This is a genomic window from Klebsiella sp. K-Nf6 (genome assembly GCF_002806655.1).
In the GTDB taxonomy this organism is placed as follows: Bacteria; Pseudomonadota; Gammaproteobacteria; order Enterobacterales; family Enterobacteriaceae; genus Klebsiella; species Klebsiella variicola.
In genome coordinates this window covers 23485-41579 of sequence record NZ_PIBN01000018.1, presented here as the reverse complement: position 1 = coordinate 41579, position 18095 = coordinate 23485, and the positions used below count along the sequence as shown (strand labels likewise).

Sequence of the window (18095 nt, the reverse complement as noted above, 5' to 3'; positions counted from 1 at the left end):
CGACAACTGGCAACAGACATTACGCAGTATTGTCAAAGCCAGACTCTGCTTCACACGATTAACAGTGCAGCGAAGATGTTCGCCAACACTATCCCCTCTTCCGCTTTGAGCCACCCGGCATAACGAAACGCATATCGTTCCGGATGGTGTACGTTATGCATTAACGAAAAGTGCTTTGTTACTTGCGTATCGACCGTAATTCAATGTAAAAATGAATGAACGTTCATTCATTTTAGCGCATGACAACACAGAAGGTACCAATGACTAGCAAAACACTGCGACTTATATTTCCTCAATGGCAAGGCGGTAACAATCCTCCCTACTATCTTGGCTCGCAGCTCCTCTCGTTTCTCTCTCCTGAAGCAAAAGGGCCCGTTGAGACCGTTCCTGTTGAGTTGCCAACAACAGAGCCATTGCCAGGGATTAATGGCATCACGGCTAAGCCATCCCTCATCAGGCAGCTCAGTAATGCTGCCACACTGATTGAAAAACATGATCCCAATAGCATTGTCATTTTAGGCGGAGACTGCCTGGTTTCGCTGGCGCCTTTCGCCCACCTGCTCGATAAGTACGGAGACAAACTCGGTGTGCTCTGGATTGACTCGCATCCTGACGTACAGACTGCTGAACAATATCCAAACGCGCATGCCCATGTACTTGGTGCGCTAATGGGTACGGGTGATAACGATTTAGTTGCCCATGTAAGAACCAAACTTAACCCGTCAAAAATAATGATTGCCGGTATCCACGATCTACTTCCTTATGAAGCTGAATACCTCACTCGCCATAACATTACGACGCTAACACCTGAACAGGTTAAAAGCGGCGAAGATGAAGTCCTGGAGTGGATAGCGAAAGAAAAGATTGCGTATCTGGCGATCCATATCGATCTGGACGTTCTCGACCCGTCTCTGTTCCGCTCCGTTCTTTTTGCAAAACCGGGGCGCGGAAAACACGATTTTGGCGACGTTGCTGAAGGCAAACTGACGATTGAGGATGTACTCAATCTGATTGCGGCAGCGACGACAAAAGCAGTCCCCGTTGGCCTGACAATTGCTGAACATTTGCCCTGGGACATGCTGAATCTCAAGCACATGCTCAGTGAATTACCCCTGCTAAAGTAAGACGAAATCCAGGAGCCAGACGACAGAGTTTAGCTCTGGCTCCTTGCATAAAAGCGCGTTAAAGTCTGGGCACCGAATTAACCAAGATGCCGATATGTTAAAAAAAACCGAAACCTACCATAAGTTGATTACGGCTGCAGCTGCCTGCTTTGCGGAAAAAGGCTTTAGTGCGACAAGCGTACGTGAAATCGCTACCCGGGCAGGAATCAGTCAAGGAGCAATGTATACGTATTTCAAAAGTAAGGATGAACTTGTTAAGGCTATTGTACTGGAAGAACAGAACTCCGCGTTGACTGCCCATAATGCGACCTATGCAGGCTCTTATTTTGATCGCCTTTGTGCACAAGTCACGTCCTGTATTAGTGAGATCGGTTACCCTATCACGCATCAACTTTGGGTTGAAATCATGGCTGAGTCTGCGCGCAATCCAGAACTGCGAAAAACGTATATCTCCAGCGATGACATCATGCGGAAAAGCTTCGCGCGGCTCATCCAGGAGGGTATCGCTGCCGGAGAATTTCGTCGCGATATTAATCTTGAAGAAGTCACGATCATTATTTTTGCCCTTATTGACGGTTTAATCGCTCGTCAGGCAATAAACACGACCTTCTCATTCAGGGATGATCTGCCAATGTTTTTTGACGTTATGGCAAAATTGCTTAAATAATACCAGACGGTCATAGTAAAACGATGTATCGAAAAAACCAGAGGTTGCTTAAAACAGCCAACGCTCTCAAGCGGCAAACGACTCACACAGTGAGCAATCTTTCACGCCCCTACGCGATTGCGAAGAGTGCGTGAAAAAGTACGGACGCTTTTCACATATGAGTTCCGACAAAAAACCTCTGCCTACCCATCAATCCTCCTCCATCCGCTGATACTCTTCGCTGAGGTAGTCCACCAGCGCCCTGACGGAGGGCAGCAGCCCGCGCCGTGAGGCAAATACCGCATGGATCACTTCCCGCCGCGGCTGCCACTCATCCAGTACCACCTCTAATTCTCCTGACGCCAGCTGATCGCGCACCATTAATAAAGGAAGCTGCACCACGCCGACGCCCGCCATCGCCGCCTCGCGCAGCGCCAGCATATCGGTGGTCACCATTCGCGGCGTGAAATACACTTCCGCTCTCGCTCCCTCAGGCCCGGTGAGCTGCCATTTATGCTGATGCTTGTTCGCCCCCAGGCTGAGCCCCGGCCAGGCACTCAGTTCAGAGGGCGCCTGCGGGCGCCCGAGTCGGGAAATCAGCTCCGGACTGGCCACCAGCCGGTGCCCGCGGTCCGCCAGCACGCGCATCACCAGATCGCTGTCCTCGATGGGCCGGGGACGGACGCGGATCGCCACATCAATCCCCTCCCCGACCACATCCACCCGGCGGTTGGTCGCTTCAAGATGCAGCGTTACCCCGGGATAGCGCGCCATAAATCGCGCCAGCATCGGTCCAATATGGACATGCAGCAAGGTGACCGGACAGGTGATCCTGACGCTACCGCGCGGCTCGGCGCGCAGCGTCTCGACCGCCTGCTGCGCCGCCTCGGCCTCTATCAGCATCGCTTTGCAATGCTGATAAAAGGTCTGCCCGACCTCGGTGACCGCGAACTGACGGGTGGTTCGCTGAATCAAACGCACGCCCAGCCGCTCCTCGAGTTGCGCAATGCGGCGGCTGAGCTTGGATTTCGGCTGGTCAAGCGCTCGCCCCGCCGCGGCGAAACCGCCATGGTCTACCACCTGGACAAACCAGGCGAAGTCATTGAGATCCTGCATCCTTCCTCCATTGTTCCATTTTTGGAACAGTATAGGTCATTTATGCTCACTACCGCACACGTCGTCCCGGATATAAGCTTATTCATATCAGATACCGATACACAGGAGAAAGCCATGAAACAGATTACAGGAGTCTACACCGCGCCTGCGCAGCATTGGGTAGGTGACGGCTTCCCGGTTCGTTCGATGTTTTCTTATCAGACGCACGGCCAGCAGCTGAGCCCCTTCTTACTGCTCGACTATGCCGGGCCGTACACCTTTCCGGCAGGCAGCGATAAACGCGGCGTCGGTGAGCATCCGCATCGTGGATTCGAAACCGTCACCATCGTCTACGCCGGTGAAGTAGAGCATCGTGACTCCACCGGACGCGGCGGAGTGATTGGCCCGGGCGACGTGCAGTGGATGACGGCGGGCGCCGGGATCCTGCACGAAGAGTTCCACTCGGAAGCCTTCACCCGCAGCGGCGGCGAGCTGAAGATGATCCAGCTGTGGGTCAACCTGCCCGCCAAAGACAAAATGACGGCCCCCGGCTATCAGAGCATTACCGCCGGGACGATCCCCAGCGTCGCGCTGGCGAATGGCGCCGGACAAGTTCGGGTTATTGCCGGCCAGTATGACGACGTCAGCGGCCCGGCCCATACCTTCTCACCGCTTAATGTGTGGGATCTGCAGCTGAATCAGGGGCACGACCTCACGCTGCGCCAGCCGGAAGGCTGGAGTACCGCGCTGGTGGTGCTGGAAGGGGAAGTGATCATCAACGGTTCCGAGTCCGCCCGCGAAGGTCAGTTGGCCGTCCTGAGCCAGACAGGAGACGCCCTGCATCTGGAGGCGACCGCCCAGGCAAAAGTTCTGCTGATGGCTGGTGAACCGCTGCAGGAGCCGATTGTGGGCTATGGCCCCTTTGTCATGAATAACAAAACGCAGATCGCAGAAGCCGTTCGCGATTTTAACAGCGGCCGCTTTGGCCAAATCTAACTGATTGAGGTGAATACTATGTCTACTCCCGCTAACTTTAACGGCGCTCGTCCGGTGATTGATGTTAACGATACCGCAATGCTGTTGATTGACCACCAGAGCGGCCTGTTCCAGACCGTCGGCGATATGCCAATGCCAGAGCTGCGCGCTCGTGCCGCCGCGCTGGCCAAGATGGCGTCGCTTGCCGGGATCCCGGTGATCACGACCGCCTCCGTGCCGCAGGGGCCGAACGGTCCGCTGATCCCGGAGATTCATGAAAATGCGCCGCATGCGAAATACATCGCCCGTAAAGGCGAGATTAACGCCTGGGATAACCCGGAATTCGTCGCCGCGGTGAAAGCGACAGGTCGTAAGACGCTGATTATCGCCGGAACCATTACCAGCGTTTGCATGGCCTTCCCGGCTATCGCCGCTGTCGCCGACGGTTATAAAGTGTTTGCCGTGATTGACGCTTCCGGCACCTACAGCAAAATGGCGCAGGAAATCACCCTGGCTCGCGTGGTACAGGCTGGCGTAGTGCCGATGGATACCGCTGCCGTCGCCTCTGAGCTGCAGCGCACCTGGAATCGCCCGGACGCCGCAGAATGGGCGGAGGTGTACACCAAAGTCTTCCCGGCCTACCAGCTGCTGATCGAAAGCTACAGCAAAGCGCAGGACGTGGTGAAGAATAACGAACAGCTGGATTCTCAGCGCTAAAAACCCCGCCCCGCTGTACCGCAGCGGGGTGTTGTTCATTGCGTGAGCGAACGGTAGAGAAAGAAGAAAATATGCTTGACCGTTTTAACGCAACTCCCTATAGTAGCGCCCCGTTGCCCACCCAAGGTGAGCAGCAAGACAATATGGTGAGGTGTCCGAGTGGCTGAAGGAGCACGCCTGGAAAGTGTGTATACGGCAACGTATCGGGGGTTCGAATCCCCCCCTCACCGCCATATTCGAGATGAGAGCCTGTACGCAAGTACGGGCTCTTTTCGCATGTGGCACCGCAGACATCCCCGGGGTCGGCATCAATGCCTCTCCCGGGCTACCAGACCGTACCCGCCAGGTAGTCCGGCCACGCGCAGTACCGCCGGGAAGCGAGTCAATCCCCCCCTCACCGCCATATTCGAGATGAGAGCCTGTACGCAAGTACGGGCTCTTTTCGCATGTGGCACCGCAGACATCCCCGGGGTCGGCATCAATGCCTCTCCCGGGCTACCAGACCCTACCCGCCAGGTAGTCCGGCCACGCGCAGTACCGCCGGGAAGCGAGTCAATCCCCCCCTCACCGCCATATTCGAGATGAGAGCCTGTACGCAAGTACGGGCTCTTTTCGCATGTGGCACCGCAGACATCCCCGGGGTCGGCATCAATGCCTCTCCCGGGCTACCAGACCCTACCCGCCAGGTAGTCCGGCCACGCGCAGTACCGCCGGGAAGCGAGTCATTCCCCCCCTCACCGCCATATTCAAGATGAGAGCCTGTACGAAATTACGGGCTTTTTTCGCATGTGGCACCGCAGACATCCCCGGGGTCGGCATCAATGCCTCTCCCGGGCTACCAGACCGTACCCGCCAGGTAGCCCGGCTAAGCGCAGCGCCGCCGGGAGGATGCCCAAAAACAACAAAGCCCGGGCTAGCCCGGGCCTTGCTCACAGTATGACGATTAATAATAGGCTTTCAGCGTCCGCTGGCAGAGGGCCGAGCGCACGCAGTCATCGGTGGTGAAACGCACGATGCCGATCATCTCGTCTTCCTCAAAACGCGCCAGCGCATCGCTCAGGCCAGATCTCACACCAGAGGGCAAGTCGCACTGGGTGATATCGCCATTGACGATGACCGTCACGTTCTCCCCGAGGCGGGTCAAAAACATCTTCATTTGCGCTGCGGTCACGTTCTGGGCCTCGTCCAGAATCACCACCGCATTTTCAAAGGTACGTCCGCGCATATAGGCGAACGGCGCGATTTCCACCTTGCCGATTTCCGGACGCAGGCAGTACTGCATAAAGGAAGCCCCCAACCTTTTCACCAGCACGTCGTAAACCGGTCGGAAATAGGGCGCGAACTTCTCGGCGATATCTCCCGGTAAGAAGCCGAGATCTTCGTCGGCCTGCAGAACGGGACGGGTAACAATAATTCTGTCCACATCCTTATGGATCAGAGCTTCAGCTGCCTTCGCCGCACTGATCCAGGTCTTGCCGCATCCGGCTTCACCGGTGGCGAAAATCAGCTGTTTATTGTCGATGGCATTCAAATAATGCGCCTGAGCTTCATTGCGCGCCTCAATTGGGGAAGTATCACGGCTGTCCCGCGCCATGCCAATTGCTTCTACGCCACTCATTTGCACAAGCGATGTGACCGATTCTTCTTCACGTTGTTTATGGCTACGTGAATCCCGTCTCAGCACACGTTTTGCTTCACGACGAGCTTTGATCACTGCTTTTTGTCTTCCCATGGATAGCACCTTGCGTTGTAGGTTTACATCACACGCGTCAACATCGACGCGACTATGCGCACGAACGATTGAGGTTTGGCTTCCTTGTAAGCCATTGCTTGCCGGTAGAACTGACAACGAGTCGCGGCTACGCGCACCGCGTACCCTGCCAAGGTTGTAATAATTTGAAGCGGAAGGAGAAAGGGTAAGAAAATCGCTGCCGGAAGCGGGGCTTCCGTGCTGAAGAGTACGGTCTGTGGTTTTACGTTGTCCGGTACGGGACCTTACCATTCGCGATCTCCATAGTGAAACGTCACACTGCCGGGAACTACCGCGTATGTAATAAGTACATCAAAAAAGATTCTTAATGCAACTTATTTTTCACAATGACGCAACAAATAGTTCTTAAGCAAGTGTAGGAAACTATCGGTCATTTGTATTACAGAAATATAACACATGGCAGGAAATATAATAAAAAAGAGAAAAACAGCAGAAAACGCCCTGCCCTCACGGACAGGGTCGGTATCAGGCCTGCAGCAGCGACTGTGCCAGATAGTGCTTATCATCCACCACGCCGGGTAAAACAAAGAAGTAGCCCCCGCCGATGGGTTTGACGTACTCCTCCAGCGCCTCGCCGTTAAGCCGTTTCTGCACCGTCAGAAAACCCTTTTCCAGATCGTGCTGATAGCAAACGAACAACAGTCCCATATCCAGTTGCCCGGCGTTAGTGACGCCCAGCGAATAGCTGTAGCCACGGCGCATCATCAGGCTGGACTGGGTTTCCGGCGTGCGAGGATTGGCCAGACGAATATGACTATCCAGCGCGATCGTCTCCCCGCCAGGATCGTTGCTGTAATCCGGGGTATCGTGTTCGTTTTTCATCCCCAGCGGCGCACCGCTGTGCTTGTCGCGGCCAAAGATCGTCTGCTGCTCTTTCAGCGGCGTCCGGTCCCAAAACTCGACGTGAAACTGGATGATGCGCGCCGCCTGATAGCTGCCGCCCACGGTCCAGGCCGGCTCGTCCTGATCGGCTGTCACCCACACGACTTTATCCATCAGCGCGCTGTCATGGCTCGGCGGGTTAGCAGTACCATCTTTAAAACCCAACAGATTGATGGGAGTCTCTTTGCCTTTACTGCGCGCCGCGCTGTCGGAGATAAACCCTTCCCGCTTCCAGCGCACGCTCAGCAGATCCGGCGTATGTTTGATGACATCGCGCAGGGCGTGGATCACCGTATCCTGAGTATTGGCGCAGATCTGCAGCAGCAGGTCGCCATGACACAGGGCGGCATCCAGCGAATCGTTGGGGAAGCGGGTCATCGGCTGCAGTTTTTTCGGCGCTTTATCCGCCAGGCCAAAACGCTCATCAAACAGCGAATGGCCAACCGAGACGGTCATGGTCAGGTTATCCGGTGCAATCCACGCCCCTAAGATGCCGGAATCCATCGGCGGCAGCCGCGGATTAGGCGTGTCCGGCGCCGGGCCGCCCTGGGTTAAAAAGGCGATACGCTGGGTCAGCAGTCGAAACAGGCGCTCGAGGTCGGCTTTATCGGCCGCCAGCACATCGAACGCCACCAGCATCATCGAGGCCTGCTGCGGCGTCAGGATGCCCGCCTGATGCGGGCCGTAGAAGGGCTGCTTTTCCTGACGGGCGTCGGGTGCCAGCGTCCCGGGGGAACTTTCCGCTTTTGCCGCATGCGCCACCGGGCAGCCGCCGGTGATGGCCAGCGCGCCGCCAAGCGCGCCGATCCCTTTCAGTAAGCGACGACGTGACGGCTCGTTCACGTCGTGGGGTTTCTGTTGTGCCATCGACTTAGTCCAGACCCAGGATCCCGCGCAGCTGAGCCAGATCTTCCGCCAGAGTGGTGATCGGCCCTTTCAGCGCATTACGGTCAGCGGTGGTCAGCTTATCGTAGGTCTCGAAACCGTCTTTGGTGCGATATTTGCTGAGGATGCTGTCCACTTTCTTAAAGTTGGCGTCCACTTTCGCCAGCAGCGCGCTGTTCTCTTTTTGCAGCTGCGGGCGCAGCAGGTCGACAATTTTCTGTGCGCCGTCAATGTTGGCCTGGAAGTCCCACAGGTCGGTGTGGCTGTAACGATCTTCTTCGCCGCTGATCTTGCTGGCCGCGACTTCCTCAATTAATCCGGCCGCCCCGCCCACCACTTTTGACGGCGGGAATGCCAGCTCGCTGATACGCTTTTGCAGCTCCAGCACATCGCTGTTCAGCTGATCGGCATATTTTTCCATGCCCTTGACGCTGTTATCGCCAAACAGCGCTTTTTCCAGACGGTGGAAACCGGTGAATTTCGGATCTTCCGCTTTTTTCTCGAAGTCGTCTTCGCGGGCGTCGATGCTGCCGTCAAGATCAGAGAACAGCTCGGCAATCGGCTCGATGCGCTCGTAATGCTGGCGCGTCGGGGCGTACAGCGCTTTCGCTTTTTCGATGTCGCCCGCTTTCACCGCGTCGGTAAAGGCTTTGGTGCCGCTGACCAGCTGCGCGGTTTCCGCCGTCACATAGGCTTTGTAAGCGGTGATCGCGTCGCCGAGGCTCAGCACCGCATCCGCTTTCGCCGCGTCTTTGGTTGCTTCGCCGGTGACAATCAGTTTCCCTTTCGGGTTGGTGAGCAGGCCGCAGGTCATATCATATTCGCCTGGCTGCAGGTTAGCGGTGAGCTTTTGGGTAAAGCCCGGCGCGATGTTCTCACGCTCTTCCACCACCATGACCCCTTTCAGAATTTCCCACTCCAGCGCTTTCTGGCTATGGTTCTGAATAATAAACTGGGTTTTACCCGCTTTAACGGTCACCTGCATCGGCTCGCACTGCTTGTCGTTGACGGTGACTTTGACCTGCGGGATATCCGCAGCCTGAGCACCCAATGCAGAGCTGAGCAGCGCGGCCACGGTCGCCCGCAGCGCATTACGGCGAAAATGAATCATCATGATCATCCCTTTCGGTAAGTAGAGTGTCGCTTATAAGCTCGCAGCGCCCGGTCAGGCAGCCCGCGAGGCAGTGGTATTATTCCGCGGCGGCAGGGCAAACAGCACCAGCGCCGGGATCAGATAAAGCAGATAGACCGCCACTTCGCTAACGCTCGGGGTCTCCTGGTAGCCGAAGATCCCTTCAAGTAACGTGCCGAACAGCGTATGCGTCGACAGCACGTTGCTCAGATCGAAGGCGGTATCCTGGAACAGGTTCCACAGGCCAGCCTCGTGGAAGGCGCGGATCGCCCCGGCAGCCAGACCAGCGGCCACCAGCAGAATAAACAGGCTGGTCCATTTGAAGAACACGCCGAGGTTAAGGCGGATACCGCCCCAGTAGAGCAGGAAGCCCAGCACGATTGCCGTGGCCAGACCCAGCAGCGCACCCAGCGGCGGCCAGATGCCGACATCCTGCTGGAATGCCGCCAGCAGAAAGAAGACCGACTCCAGCCCCTCACGGGCAACGGCGAAAAAGACCATCATCACCAGCGCCCAGCCGTGGTGATTGCCGCGCTGCAGCGCCTTGTCCACGGCCTGCTCCAGCTGCTGTTTAACGTTGCGCGAGACATTGCGCATCCAGAAGACCATCCACGTCAGGATCACCACCGCGATGACCGCGACGATCCCCTCGAACAACTCCTGTTCGCGCTGAGGAAATTCCCCGGTGGTTTCGTTGATAAAAATTCCTAAGCCAAGACACAGCGCCGCCGCGAGGATCACGCCAATCCACATCACGCCAATCCAGTTTCCCCGCTGGGTGCGTTTCAGATAGCTGGCGATCAGGCTGACAATCAGCGCCGCCTCAAGGCCTTCGCGTAACATAATGAGAAATGGGACAAACATGCCAATACCCTTAAATGTAAAGCACCGTCAACGAATGCAAAAACAGGTAATATTTATGATAGTGATTATCATTACAATACTCAGAAACACAAGCGAAATGTTTAGAGAATGATGACTATCTGTAAATAAATCGCTGGCAAATAATGACTTACGAAAATATTCGCCTGTTATGAGGGAAAAGAATAAGCAAAGGATTTTTTACGCCAGATATTTACCCGTGGCAGCGGCTATGGCTAAATGGCGGCCTTATTGACCTGCGAAAAGAACAACATGACTGCATTTTTTCATTTCCTGCTGGCGCTGGTGGTGATCCTCGCCCTGGCCTGGCTTGTCAGCTACGACAGACAAAAAATTCGTATTCGTTACATTCTCCAGTTGATTATTATCGAAATAGCGCTCGCCTTCTTTTTCCTGCACGCAGAAAGCGGCCTGTGGCTGGTGAAAAACATCTCCGGCTTTTTTGCTTCACTGTTAGGCTTTGCCGCTGAAGGGACCAATTTCGTCTTTGGCGGCATGAGCGAAAAAGGGTTAGCCTTTATTTTCCTTGGCGTCCTGTGTCCGATTGTGTTTATTTCCGCGCTGATTGGTATTCTTCAGCACTGGCGGATCCTGCCGATTTTCATTCGTGTCATCGGTACCCTGCTGTCGAAGGTAAACGGCATGGGTAAGCTGGAATCTTTCAACGCCGTCAGCTCGCTGATCCTCGGCCAGTCGGAGAATTTCATCGCCTACAAGGGCGTACTGGGCGACCTCTCCTCACGCCGACTGTTCACCATGGCGGCGACGGCCATGTCGACCGTGTCACTGTCGATCGTCGGCGCCTATATGACCATGCTGGACGCCAAATATGTCGTCGCAGCGCTGATCCTGAATATGTTCAGTACCTTTATCGTGCTGTCGGTGATTAACCCGACGCGGCCGGGCAGCGAGCAGGAAATAAAACTCGAGAAGCTACACGAATCGCAGAGTTTCTTTGAAATGCTCGGGGAATATATTCTGGCCGGCTTTAAAGTGGCGATGATTATTCTGGCGATGCTGATCGGCTTTATCGCCCTGATCAGCGCCATTAACGCGCTGTTCGCTACCCTGTTTGGTCTCAGCTTCCAGCAGATCCTCGGCTATGTCTTTTATCCGCTGGCCTGGCTTATCGGCATCCCGCTGAGCGATGCGCTGAACGCCGGCAGCATTATGGCCACCAAACTGGTCGCTAACGAATTTGTGGCGATGATTGAGCTGCAAAAGATTGCCGCCAGCATGACGCCGCGCGGGCTCGGCATTCTGTCGGTCTTCCTGGTGTCGTTTGCCAACTTTGCCTCGATCGGCATTATCGCCGGGGCGATCAAAGGCCTGAATGAACCTCAGGGCAATATCGTCTCCCGCTTCGGCCTGCGGCTGGTGTATAGCGCCACGCTGGTGAGCCTGCTTTCCGCCAGCTTCGCCGGGCTGGTCCTGTAAGACAAACGGCGGGGCTGCCCCCGCCGTTTACTCAGAACTGGACGCAGACCGGCTGGTCGACACGCATCACCGACTCCTGCGCGAAGCGTGATTTATAGCCCTGGCGCAGGGCTTCAATGCCTGCCTCGCTCTGCGCATCGTTGCCATGGATCACCATCAGCGCCTTACTCTGCTCCCGCACCACCTGACCATTCTGGCCCAGCCACTGGCCACGGGCATCAAACACCGTCAGCCCATCGCGAAAGCGCGGCGTGACGTCGCGGTCGACAAACTGTTGCCACTCTTCAGCGGTGATGTCTTTCCCCACCGGGCGGCTCAGGCCGAAGTAAAGCGTGGTTTGCACCATGGACCGATCCGCCGGGCAGGCACCGGGCTTCGCCGCGCGGGTCGACGAACTTCCGCCCGCCACGCAGCCGCTGAGTAACCCTGCCAGCACCAGCGCCATTGCACCCTGTCTGAACGTCATCTTTGCTATCCTCATTGTTATTAGTCAGGAAATATCAGCGGATTTTCAAATAATTAGCAAGGGTTATAATATTCGGACCCGGCAACAGGCAAAAAAAAGCCCGCCAGCGGCGGGCTCGTGAGCGTCAGATGACCTTACTCAGCCGTGGCGCGTACCGGCGGCGGCGTATGGTAGTGGGCATCCGCTTCGGCGAAGCGCTGCTGCATGCTGGCCGACGGCGCTTTATCCAGCAGGCTAAAGACCGCGATCCCCAGGCTACCGAAGATAAAGCCCGGAATAATTTCATACAGGCCCAGCCAGCCAAACTGCTTCCAGACGATCACGGTCAGGGCGCCAATCACCATCCCGGCCAGCGCGCCGTTACGGGTCATGCGTGACCACATCACCGAGAACAGCACCACCGGACCAAAGGCGGCGCCGAAGCCAGCCCAGGCGTAGCTCACCAGTCCCAGTACGCGGTTTTCCGGATTGGCCGCCAGGGCAATCGCCACCAGGGCAACCACCAGCACCATCATACGCCCCACCCACACCAGCTCTTTCTGGCCGGCGTTTTTGCGCAGGAACGCTTTATACAGATCTTCAGTAATCGCGCTGGAGCAGACCAGCAGCTGACAGCTCAGGGTGGACATCACCGCCGCCAGAATCGCCGACAGCAGGATCCCGGCAATCCACGGATTAAACAGGATTTGCGCCAGTTCGATAAACACGCGCTCAGCGTTCTGGTTAACCGCGCCCGCCAGGCTCGGGTTGTTATTGAAGTAGGCAATCCCAAAGAAGCCAACGGCCACTGCGCCCGCCAGGCACAGGATCATCCAGGTCATACTGATGCGACGTGCGTGAACGATACTGTGGTGCGAATCCGCCGCCATAAAGCGCGCCAGAATATGCGGCTGGCCGAAATAGCCCAGCCCCCAGCCCATCAGCGAAATAATCGCCACGAAGTTCAGCCCCTTGAGCATGTCGATATTTTCGATGCTCTTTTGTTTAATGACTTCCAGCGAATCACCAAAGCCGCCGACGGAAATAATCACGATCACCGGGGTGAGGATCAGGGCAAAAATCATCAGGCTGGCCTGCACGGTATCGGTCCAGCTGACGGCGAGGAAGCCGCCGACGAAGGTATAGATAATCGTCGCCGCCGCCCCGGCCCACAGTGCGGTTTCATAACTCATACCGAAGGTGCTTTCAAACAGACGCGCCCCCGCCACAATTCCCGAGGCGCAATAGATGGTAAAGAACAGCAGAATAACCAACGCCGAAATAATTCTCAGCACCCGGCTTTTATCTTCAAAACGGCCGGTAAAATAATCGGGCAGCGTCAGGGCGTTATTATTCACCTCGGTATGCACGCGCAGGCGACCGGCCACCAGCTTCCAGTTAATCCACGCCCCCAGCGTTAAACCAATGGCGATCCAGCTTTCGGAAATCCCGGAGAGGAAAATCGCTCCCGGCAGTCCCATCAGCAGCCAGCCGCTCATATCCGACGCCCCCGCGGAAAGCGCGGTCACAAATGGCCCCAGACTCCGCCCGCCGAGAATATAATCATCGAAGTTTTTGGTCGAACGCCAGGCAATAAACCCGATTAAAACCATACCAAAAATATAAACAATAAATGTCACCAGCATCGGTGTGCTAATAGCCATGCAAAGTCTCCAGAATTTTTTATCGACAGCGTCCCGCTTTGTCGTTTTTTCCACTACCGGAACGGGGTAATGGTGCGTTGTTTAATTGGGCGACCGTATCCTGACGGAAGCTTCGGTTTTTCACAAATGATTTAACACAGCATTTACACGAAAACCCGGCAGCGCAAAACGTCATTTTTTTAGAGGTTGCACTCTCTCACGTTTTTAAAGGTTGCACCAAAAAAAAGTGTTAACTCACGCATACAAATACCCTATGAGGCCGGGGTTAAAATTCTGCTATTTTGAGTATTATTTTTAACAAATCCGCCATTTCACGGCTTGCGTCACAAGCCACAATTAACAAGGTTGCACAAAGTTGCAACATGGTGGATATTTCCATGCAACCGCATAAGCCTAACGATAAATGACAGGAGTTCTGAGCATGGGCACCACCACCATGGGTGTTAAGCTTGACGACGCCACCCGCGAGCGCATTAAGTCCGCCGCGAGCCGTATTGACCGCACGCCGCACTGGCTGATTAAACAGGCCATCTTCAATTATCTGGAAAAACTGGAGAACGACGAGACGCTGCCTGAGCTGCCGGCCCTGCTCTCCGGCGCCGCCAATGAAAGCGATGAAGCAGGTTCCCCGGCGGAAGAACCGTATCAGCCGTTCCTCGAATTTGCCGAGCAGATCCTGCCGCAGTCGGTGAGCCGCGCAGCGATCACCGCCGCCTGGCGACGTCCGGAAACCGACGCGGTACCGATGCTGCTGGAGCAGGCCCGTCTGCCGCAGCCGCTGGGCGAACAGGCACACAAGCTGGCGTATCAGTTGGCGGAAAAACTGCGCAACCAGAAAACCGCCAGCGGCCGCGCCGGCATGGTGCAGAGTCTGCTGCAGGAGTTCTCCCTTTCTTCACAGGAAGGGGTGGCGCTGATGTGCCTGGCGGAAGCCCTGCTGCGTATTCCGGATAAAGCCACCCGCGATGCGCTGATCCGCGACAAAATCAGCAATGGCAACTGGCAGTCGCATATCGGCCGCAGCCCGTCGCTGTTCGTCAACGCCGCCACCTGGGGGCTGCTGTTTACCGGCAAACTGGTGTCGACCCATAACGAGACCAGCCTCTCCCGCTCGCTGAACCGCATCATCGGCAAGAGCGGCGAACCCCTGATCCGCAAAGGCGTCGATATGGCGATGCGCCTGATGGGCGAGCAGTTCGTTACTGGCGAAACCATCGCCGAAGCGCTGGCTAACGCCCGCAAGCTGGAAGAAAAAGGGTTCCGCTATTCCTACGATATGCTCGGCGAAGCGGCGCTCACCGCCGCCGATGCCCAGGCCTATATGGTCTCTTATCAGCAGGCGATCCACGCCATCGGCAAAGCCTCCAACGGCCGCGGCATTTATGAAGGCCCGGGCATCTCGATTAAACTCTCCGCGCTGCATCCGCGCTACAGCCGCGCGCAGTATGACCGGGTGATGGAAGAGCTTTACCCGCGTCTGAAATCGCTGACCCTGCTGGCGCGCCAGTACGATATCGGCATCAATATCGACGCCGAAGAGGCCGATCGCCTGGAGATCTCCCTCGATCTGCTGGAAAAACTCTGTTTCGAACCGGAGCTGGCCGGCTGGAACGGCATCGGCTTCGTGATCCAGGCCTACCAGAAGCGCTGTCCGTTCGTCATCGATGCCCTGATCGACCTCGCGACCCGCAGCCGTCGTCGCCTGATGATCCGTCTGGTGAAAGGCGCCTACTGGGATAGCGAAATCAAACGCGCGCAGATGGAAGGCCTCGAAGGCTATCCGGTTTACACCCGCAAGGTTTATACCGACGTCTCCTACCTCGCCTGCGCGAAAAAACTGCTGGCGGTGCCGAACCTGATTTACCCGCAGTTCGCCACCCACAACGCCCATACCCTGGCGGCTATCTACCAGCTGGCGGGCCAGAACTACTACCCGGGTCAGTATGAATTCCAGTGCCTGCACGGTATGGGCGAACCGCTGTACGAGCAGGTGGTAGGCAAAGTCGCCGACGGCAAACTGAACCGTCCGTGCCGGATCTACGCCCCGGTGGGCACCCACGAAACGCTGCTGGCGTATCTGGTGCGCCGTCTGCTGGAAAACGGCGCCAATACCTCCTTCGTCAACCGTATCGCGGACAATACCCTGCCGCTGGACGAGCTGGTGGCCGACCCGGTCAGCGCGGTAGAAAAACTGGCGCAGCAGGAAGGCCAGGCCGGCCTGCCGCATCCGAAAATCCCGCTGCCGCGCGATCTCTACGGCAGCGGCCGGAGCAACTCCGCCGGTCTCGATCTGGCGAACGAGCACCGTCTGGCCTCCCTCTCCTCTTCCCTGCTCAACAGCGCGCTGCATAAATGGCAGGCATTGCCGATGCTGGAGCAGCCGGTGGCCGAAGGCGAAATGCAGCCGGTGGTTAATCCGGCAGAACCGAAAGATATCGTCGGCTACGTCCGCGAAGCCAGCGACGCCGAAGTCCAGCAGGCGCTGACCAGCGCTATCAACAATGCGCCGATCTGGTTCGCCACCCCGCCGCAGGAGCGCGCCGCCATTCTTGAGCGCGCCGCGGTGCTGATGGAAAGCCAGATGCCGACCCTGATGGGGATCCTGGTGCGCGAAGCGGGTAAAACCTTCAGCAACGCCATCGCTGAAGTGCGCGAAGCCGTCGACTTCCTGCACTATTACGCCGGCCAGGTGCGCGACGATTTCGATAATGAAACCCACCGCCCGCTGGGCCCGGTGGTCTGTATCAGCCCGTGGAACTTCCCGCTGGCGATCTTCACCGGCCAGATTGCCGCCGCGCTGGCGGCCGGCAATAGCGTGCTGGCGAAACCGGCAGAGCAGACGCCGCTTATCGCCGCCCAGGGCGTGGCGATTCTGCTGGAGGCCGGCGTGCCGCCAGGCGTTATTCAACTGCTGCCGGGCCGCGGGGAGACCGTGGGCGCCGCGCTAACCTCCGATGAGCGCGTACGCGGCGTGATGTTCACCGGCTCCACCGAAGTGGCGACGCTGCTGCAGCGCAATATTGCCAGCCGCCTCGATCCCCAGGGTCGCCCGACACCGCTGATCGCCGAAACCGGCGGGATGAACGCGATGATCGTCGACTCGTCGGCGCTGACCGAGCAGGTGGTGATCGACGTCCTGGCTTCCGCGTTCGACAGCGCCGGCCAGCGCTGCTCCGCCTTGCGCGTCCTCTGCCTGCAGGAAGAGGTCGCCGACCATACCTTGACCATGCTGCGCGGCGCCATGAGCGAGTGCCGGATGGGTAACCCGGGCCGGCTGACCACCGACATCGGCCCGGTTATCGATGCGGAAGCGAAAGAGAATATTGAACGCCATATTCAGGCGATGCGCGCCAAAGGACGCACCGTCTACCAGGCGGTGCGCGAGAATAGCGAAGACGCAAGCGAATGGCGCCACGGGACCTTCGTGCCGCCGACGCTTATCGAACTCGATAGCTTCGACGAGCTGAAAAAAGAGGTCTTCGGCCCGGTACTGCACGTGGTGCGCTATAACCGTAACGAGCTGGACAAACTGGTCGAGCAGATTAACGCCTCTGGCTATGGCCTGACCCTCGGCGTGCATACCCGCATCGACGAGACCATCGCCCAGGTCACCGGCAGTGCGAAGGTGGGCAACCTGTACGTCAACCGCAATATGGTTGGCGCCGTGGTCGGCGTGCAGCCGTTCGGCGGCGAAGGGTTGTCCGGTACCGGTCCGAAAGCCGGCGGTCCGCTGTACCTGTACCGTCTGCTCTCCAGCCGTCCACAAGGCGCGGTTGGCGTGACCTTCTCCCGCCAGGATGCGGAGCGCCCGCTGGACGCCCAGCTGAAAACGCTGCTGGAAAAACCACTCCTGGCGCTGCAGCAGTGGGCGGCGGGCCGTCCTGAGCTACAGGCGCTGTGCCAGCAGTACAGCGAGCAGGCGCAAAGCGGTACCCAACGCCTGCTGCCTGGGCCAACCGGCGAGCGCAATACCCTGACGCTGATGCCGCGCGACCGTGTGCTGTGCGTCGCGGATAACGAGCAGGATGCGCTGATCCAGCTGGCGGCCGCGTTGGCGGTGGGTTGTGAAGTACTGTGGCCGGACAGCGCCCTGCAGCGCGATTTGGCGAAGAAGCTGCCGCGGGACGTCAGCGAGCGAATTCGCTTTGCCAAAGCGGAGCAGTTACCTGGCCAGGCCTTCGACGCGGTTATCTACCACGGCGATTCCGACCAGCTGCGCGAGCTGTGCGAGCAGGTGGCGGCACGCGACGGGGCGATAGTCTCGGTGCAGGGCTTCGCCCGCGGCGAAACCAACCTGCTGCTGGAGCGGCTGTATATCGAGCGTTCGCTGAGCGTTAACACCGCGGCGGCAGGCGGTAACGCCAGCCTGATGACCATCGGCTAAAACAGGCTCCCCGGTGGCGCTACGCTTACCGGGGCTACCTACCACCGCCAAAGGGT

13 protein-coding genes and 1 tRNA gene are annotated in these 18095 nt (G+C 57.4%); 7 read left to right on the top strand and 7 right to left on the bottom strand.

Features of this window, described 5'->3' with window-relative positions:
• The first annotated feature begins 260 nt into the window (after window positions 1–260).
• Window positions 261–1124, top strand: coding sequence for an arginase family protein (locus tag CWM61_RS23435; RefSeq protein ID WP_100632014.1), 864 nt, complete (start codon window positions 261–263; stop codon window positions 1122–1124).
• 94 nt (window positions 1125–1218) lie between these two features.
• The gene (locus CWM61_RS23430) at window positions 1219–1791 is read left to right on the top strand and encodes a TetR/AcrR family transcriptional regulator (protein ID WP_074386608.1); all 573 of its coding nucleotides are present in this window, start codon (window positions 1219–1221) and stop codon (window positions 1789–1791) included.
• Between the two features lie 189 nt (window positions 1792–1980).
• Here the strand turns inward: CWM61_RS23430 and CWM61_RS23425 are convergent, their stop codons facing one another.
• Window positions 1981–2886 carry a LysR family transcriptional regulator gene (locus CWM61_RS23425; protein ID WP_048265383.1) on the bottom strand — a complete coding sequence of 302 codons (906 nt, stop codon included), beginning with the start codon at window positions 2884–2886 and terminating at the stop codon, window positions 1981–1983.
• 114 nt (window positions 2887–3000) lie between these two features.
• On the opposite strand from CWM61_RS23425, the gene CWM61_RS23420 reads away from it, so the two are divergent.
• From CWM61_RS23420 to CWM61_RS23410, 3 genes are all read left to right on the top strand, one after another.
• The gene (locus CWM61_RS23420) at window positions 3001–3861 is read left to right on the top strand and encodes a pirin family protein (protein WP_061155105.1); all 861 of its coding nucleotides are present in this window, start codon (window positions 3001–3003) and stop codon (window positions 3859–3861) included.
• Window positions 3862–3879: 18 nt separating this feature from the next.
• Complete coding sequence (locus CWM61_RS23415) at window positions 3880–4557, top strand: isochorismatase family protein (protein WP_002898927.1); 678 nt, start codon at window positions 3880–3882, stop codon at window positions 4555–4557.
• Between the two features lie 145 nt (window positions 4558–4702).
• Window positions 4703–4790 (top strand) — tRNA-Ser (locus CWM61_RS23410).
• A gap of 710 nt (window positions 4791–5500) precedes the next feature.
• Here the strand turns inward: CWM61_RS23410 and phoH are convergent.
• The 4 genes from phoH to efeU all read right to left on the bottom strand — a co-directional run bounded on the left by phoH (window position 5501) and on the right by efeU (window position 10091).
• Entirely contained in the window at window positions 5501–6289 is a 789-nt protein-coding gene (gene phoH, locus CWM61_RS23405) for a phosphate starvation-inducible protein PhoH (protein WP_002898923.1), read from the bottom strand.
• A gap of 504 nt (window positions 6290–6793) precedes the next feature.
• Entirely contained in the window at window positions 6794–8077 is a 1284-nt protein-coding gene (gene efeB, locus CWM61_RS23400) for an iron uptake transporter deferrochelatase/peroxidase subunit (protein ID WP_074386354.1), read from the bottom strand.
• A gap of 4 nt (window positions 8078–8081) precedes the next feature.
• A complete protein-coding gene (gene efeO / locus CWM61_RS23395; protein ID WP_008805949.1) occupies window positions 8082–9209 on the bottom strand; it encodes an iron uptake system protein EfeO in 1128 nt (375 codons plus the stop codon).
• Between the two features lie 51 nt (window positions 9210–9260).
• Window positions 9261–10091, bottom strand: coding sequence for an iron uptake transporter permease EfeU (gene efeU, locus CWM61_RS23390; RefSeq protein ID WP_008805948.1), 831 nt, complete (start codon window positions 10089–10091; stop codon window positions 9261–9263).
• A gap of 270 nt (window positions 10092–10361) precedes the next feature.
• Here efeU and CWM61_RS23385 point away from each other — a divergent pair, with 270 nt between their 5' ends.
• Window positions 10362–11546, top strand: coding sequence for a NupC/NupG family nucleoside CNT transporter (locus CWM61_RS23385; RefSeq protein WP_016946978.1), 1185 nt, complete (start codon window positions 10362–10364; stop codon window positions 11544–11546).
• A 31-nt stretch (window positions 11547–11577) separates the two neighbouring features.
• Here CWM61_RS23385 and CWM61_RS23380 read toward each other — a convergent pair whose 3' ends face one another.
• On the bottom strand, window positions 11578–12012 hold the full coding sequence (locus tag CWM61_RS23380; RefSeq protein ID WP_100632013.1) for a DUF3574 domain-containing protein: 435 nt from the start codon (window positions 12010–12012) through the stop codon (window positions 11578–11580).
• Window positions 12013–12146: 134 nt separating this feature from the next.
• A complete protein-coding gene (gene putP / locus CWM61_RS23375; protein ID WP_100632012.1) occupies window positions 12147–13655 on the bottom strand; it encodes a sodium/proline symporter PutP in 1509 nt (502 codons plus the stop codon).
• Window positions 13656–14076: 421 nt separating this feature from the next.
• Here putP and putA point away from each other — a divergent pair, with 421 nt between their 5' ends.
• Window positions 14077–18039, top strand: coding sequence for a trifunctional transcriptional regulator/proline dehydrogenase/L-glutamate gamma-semialdehyde dehydrogenase (putA, locus tag CWM61_RS23370; protein ID WP_074386356.1), 3963 nt, complete (start codon window positions 14077–14079; stop codon window positions 18037–18039).
• The last annotated feature ends 56 nt before the right edge of the window (window positions 18040–18095 follow it).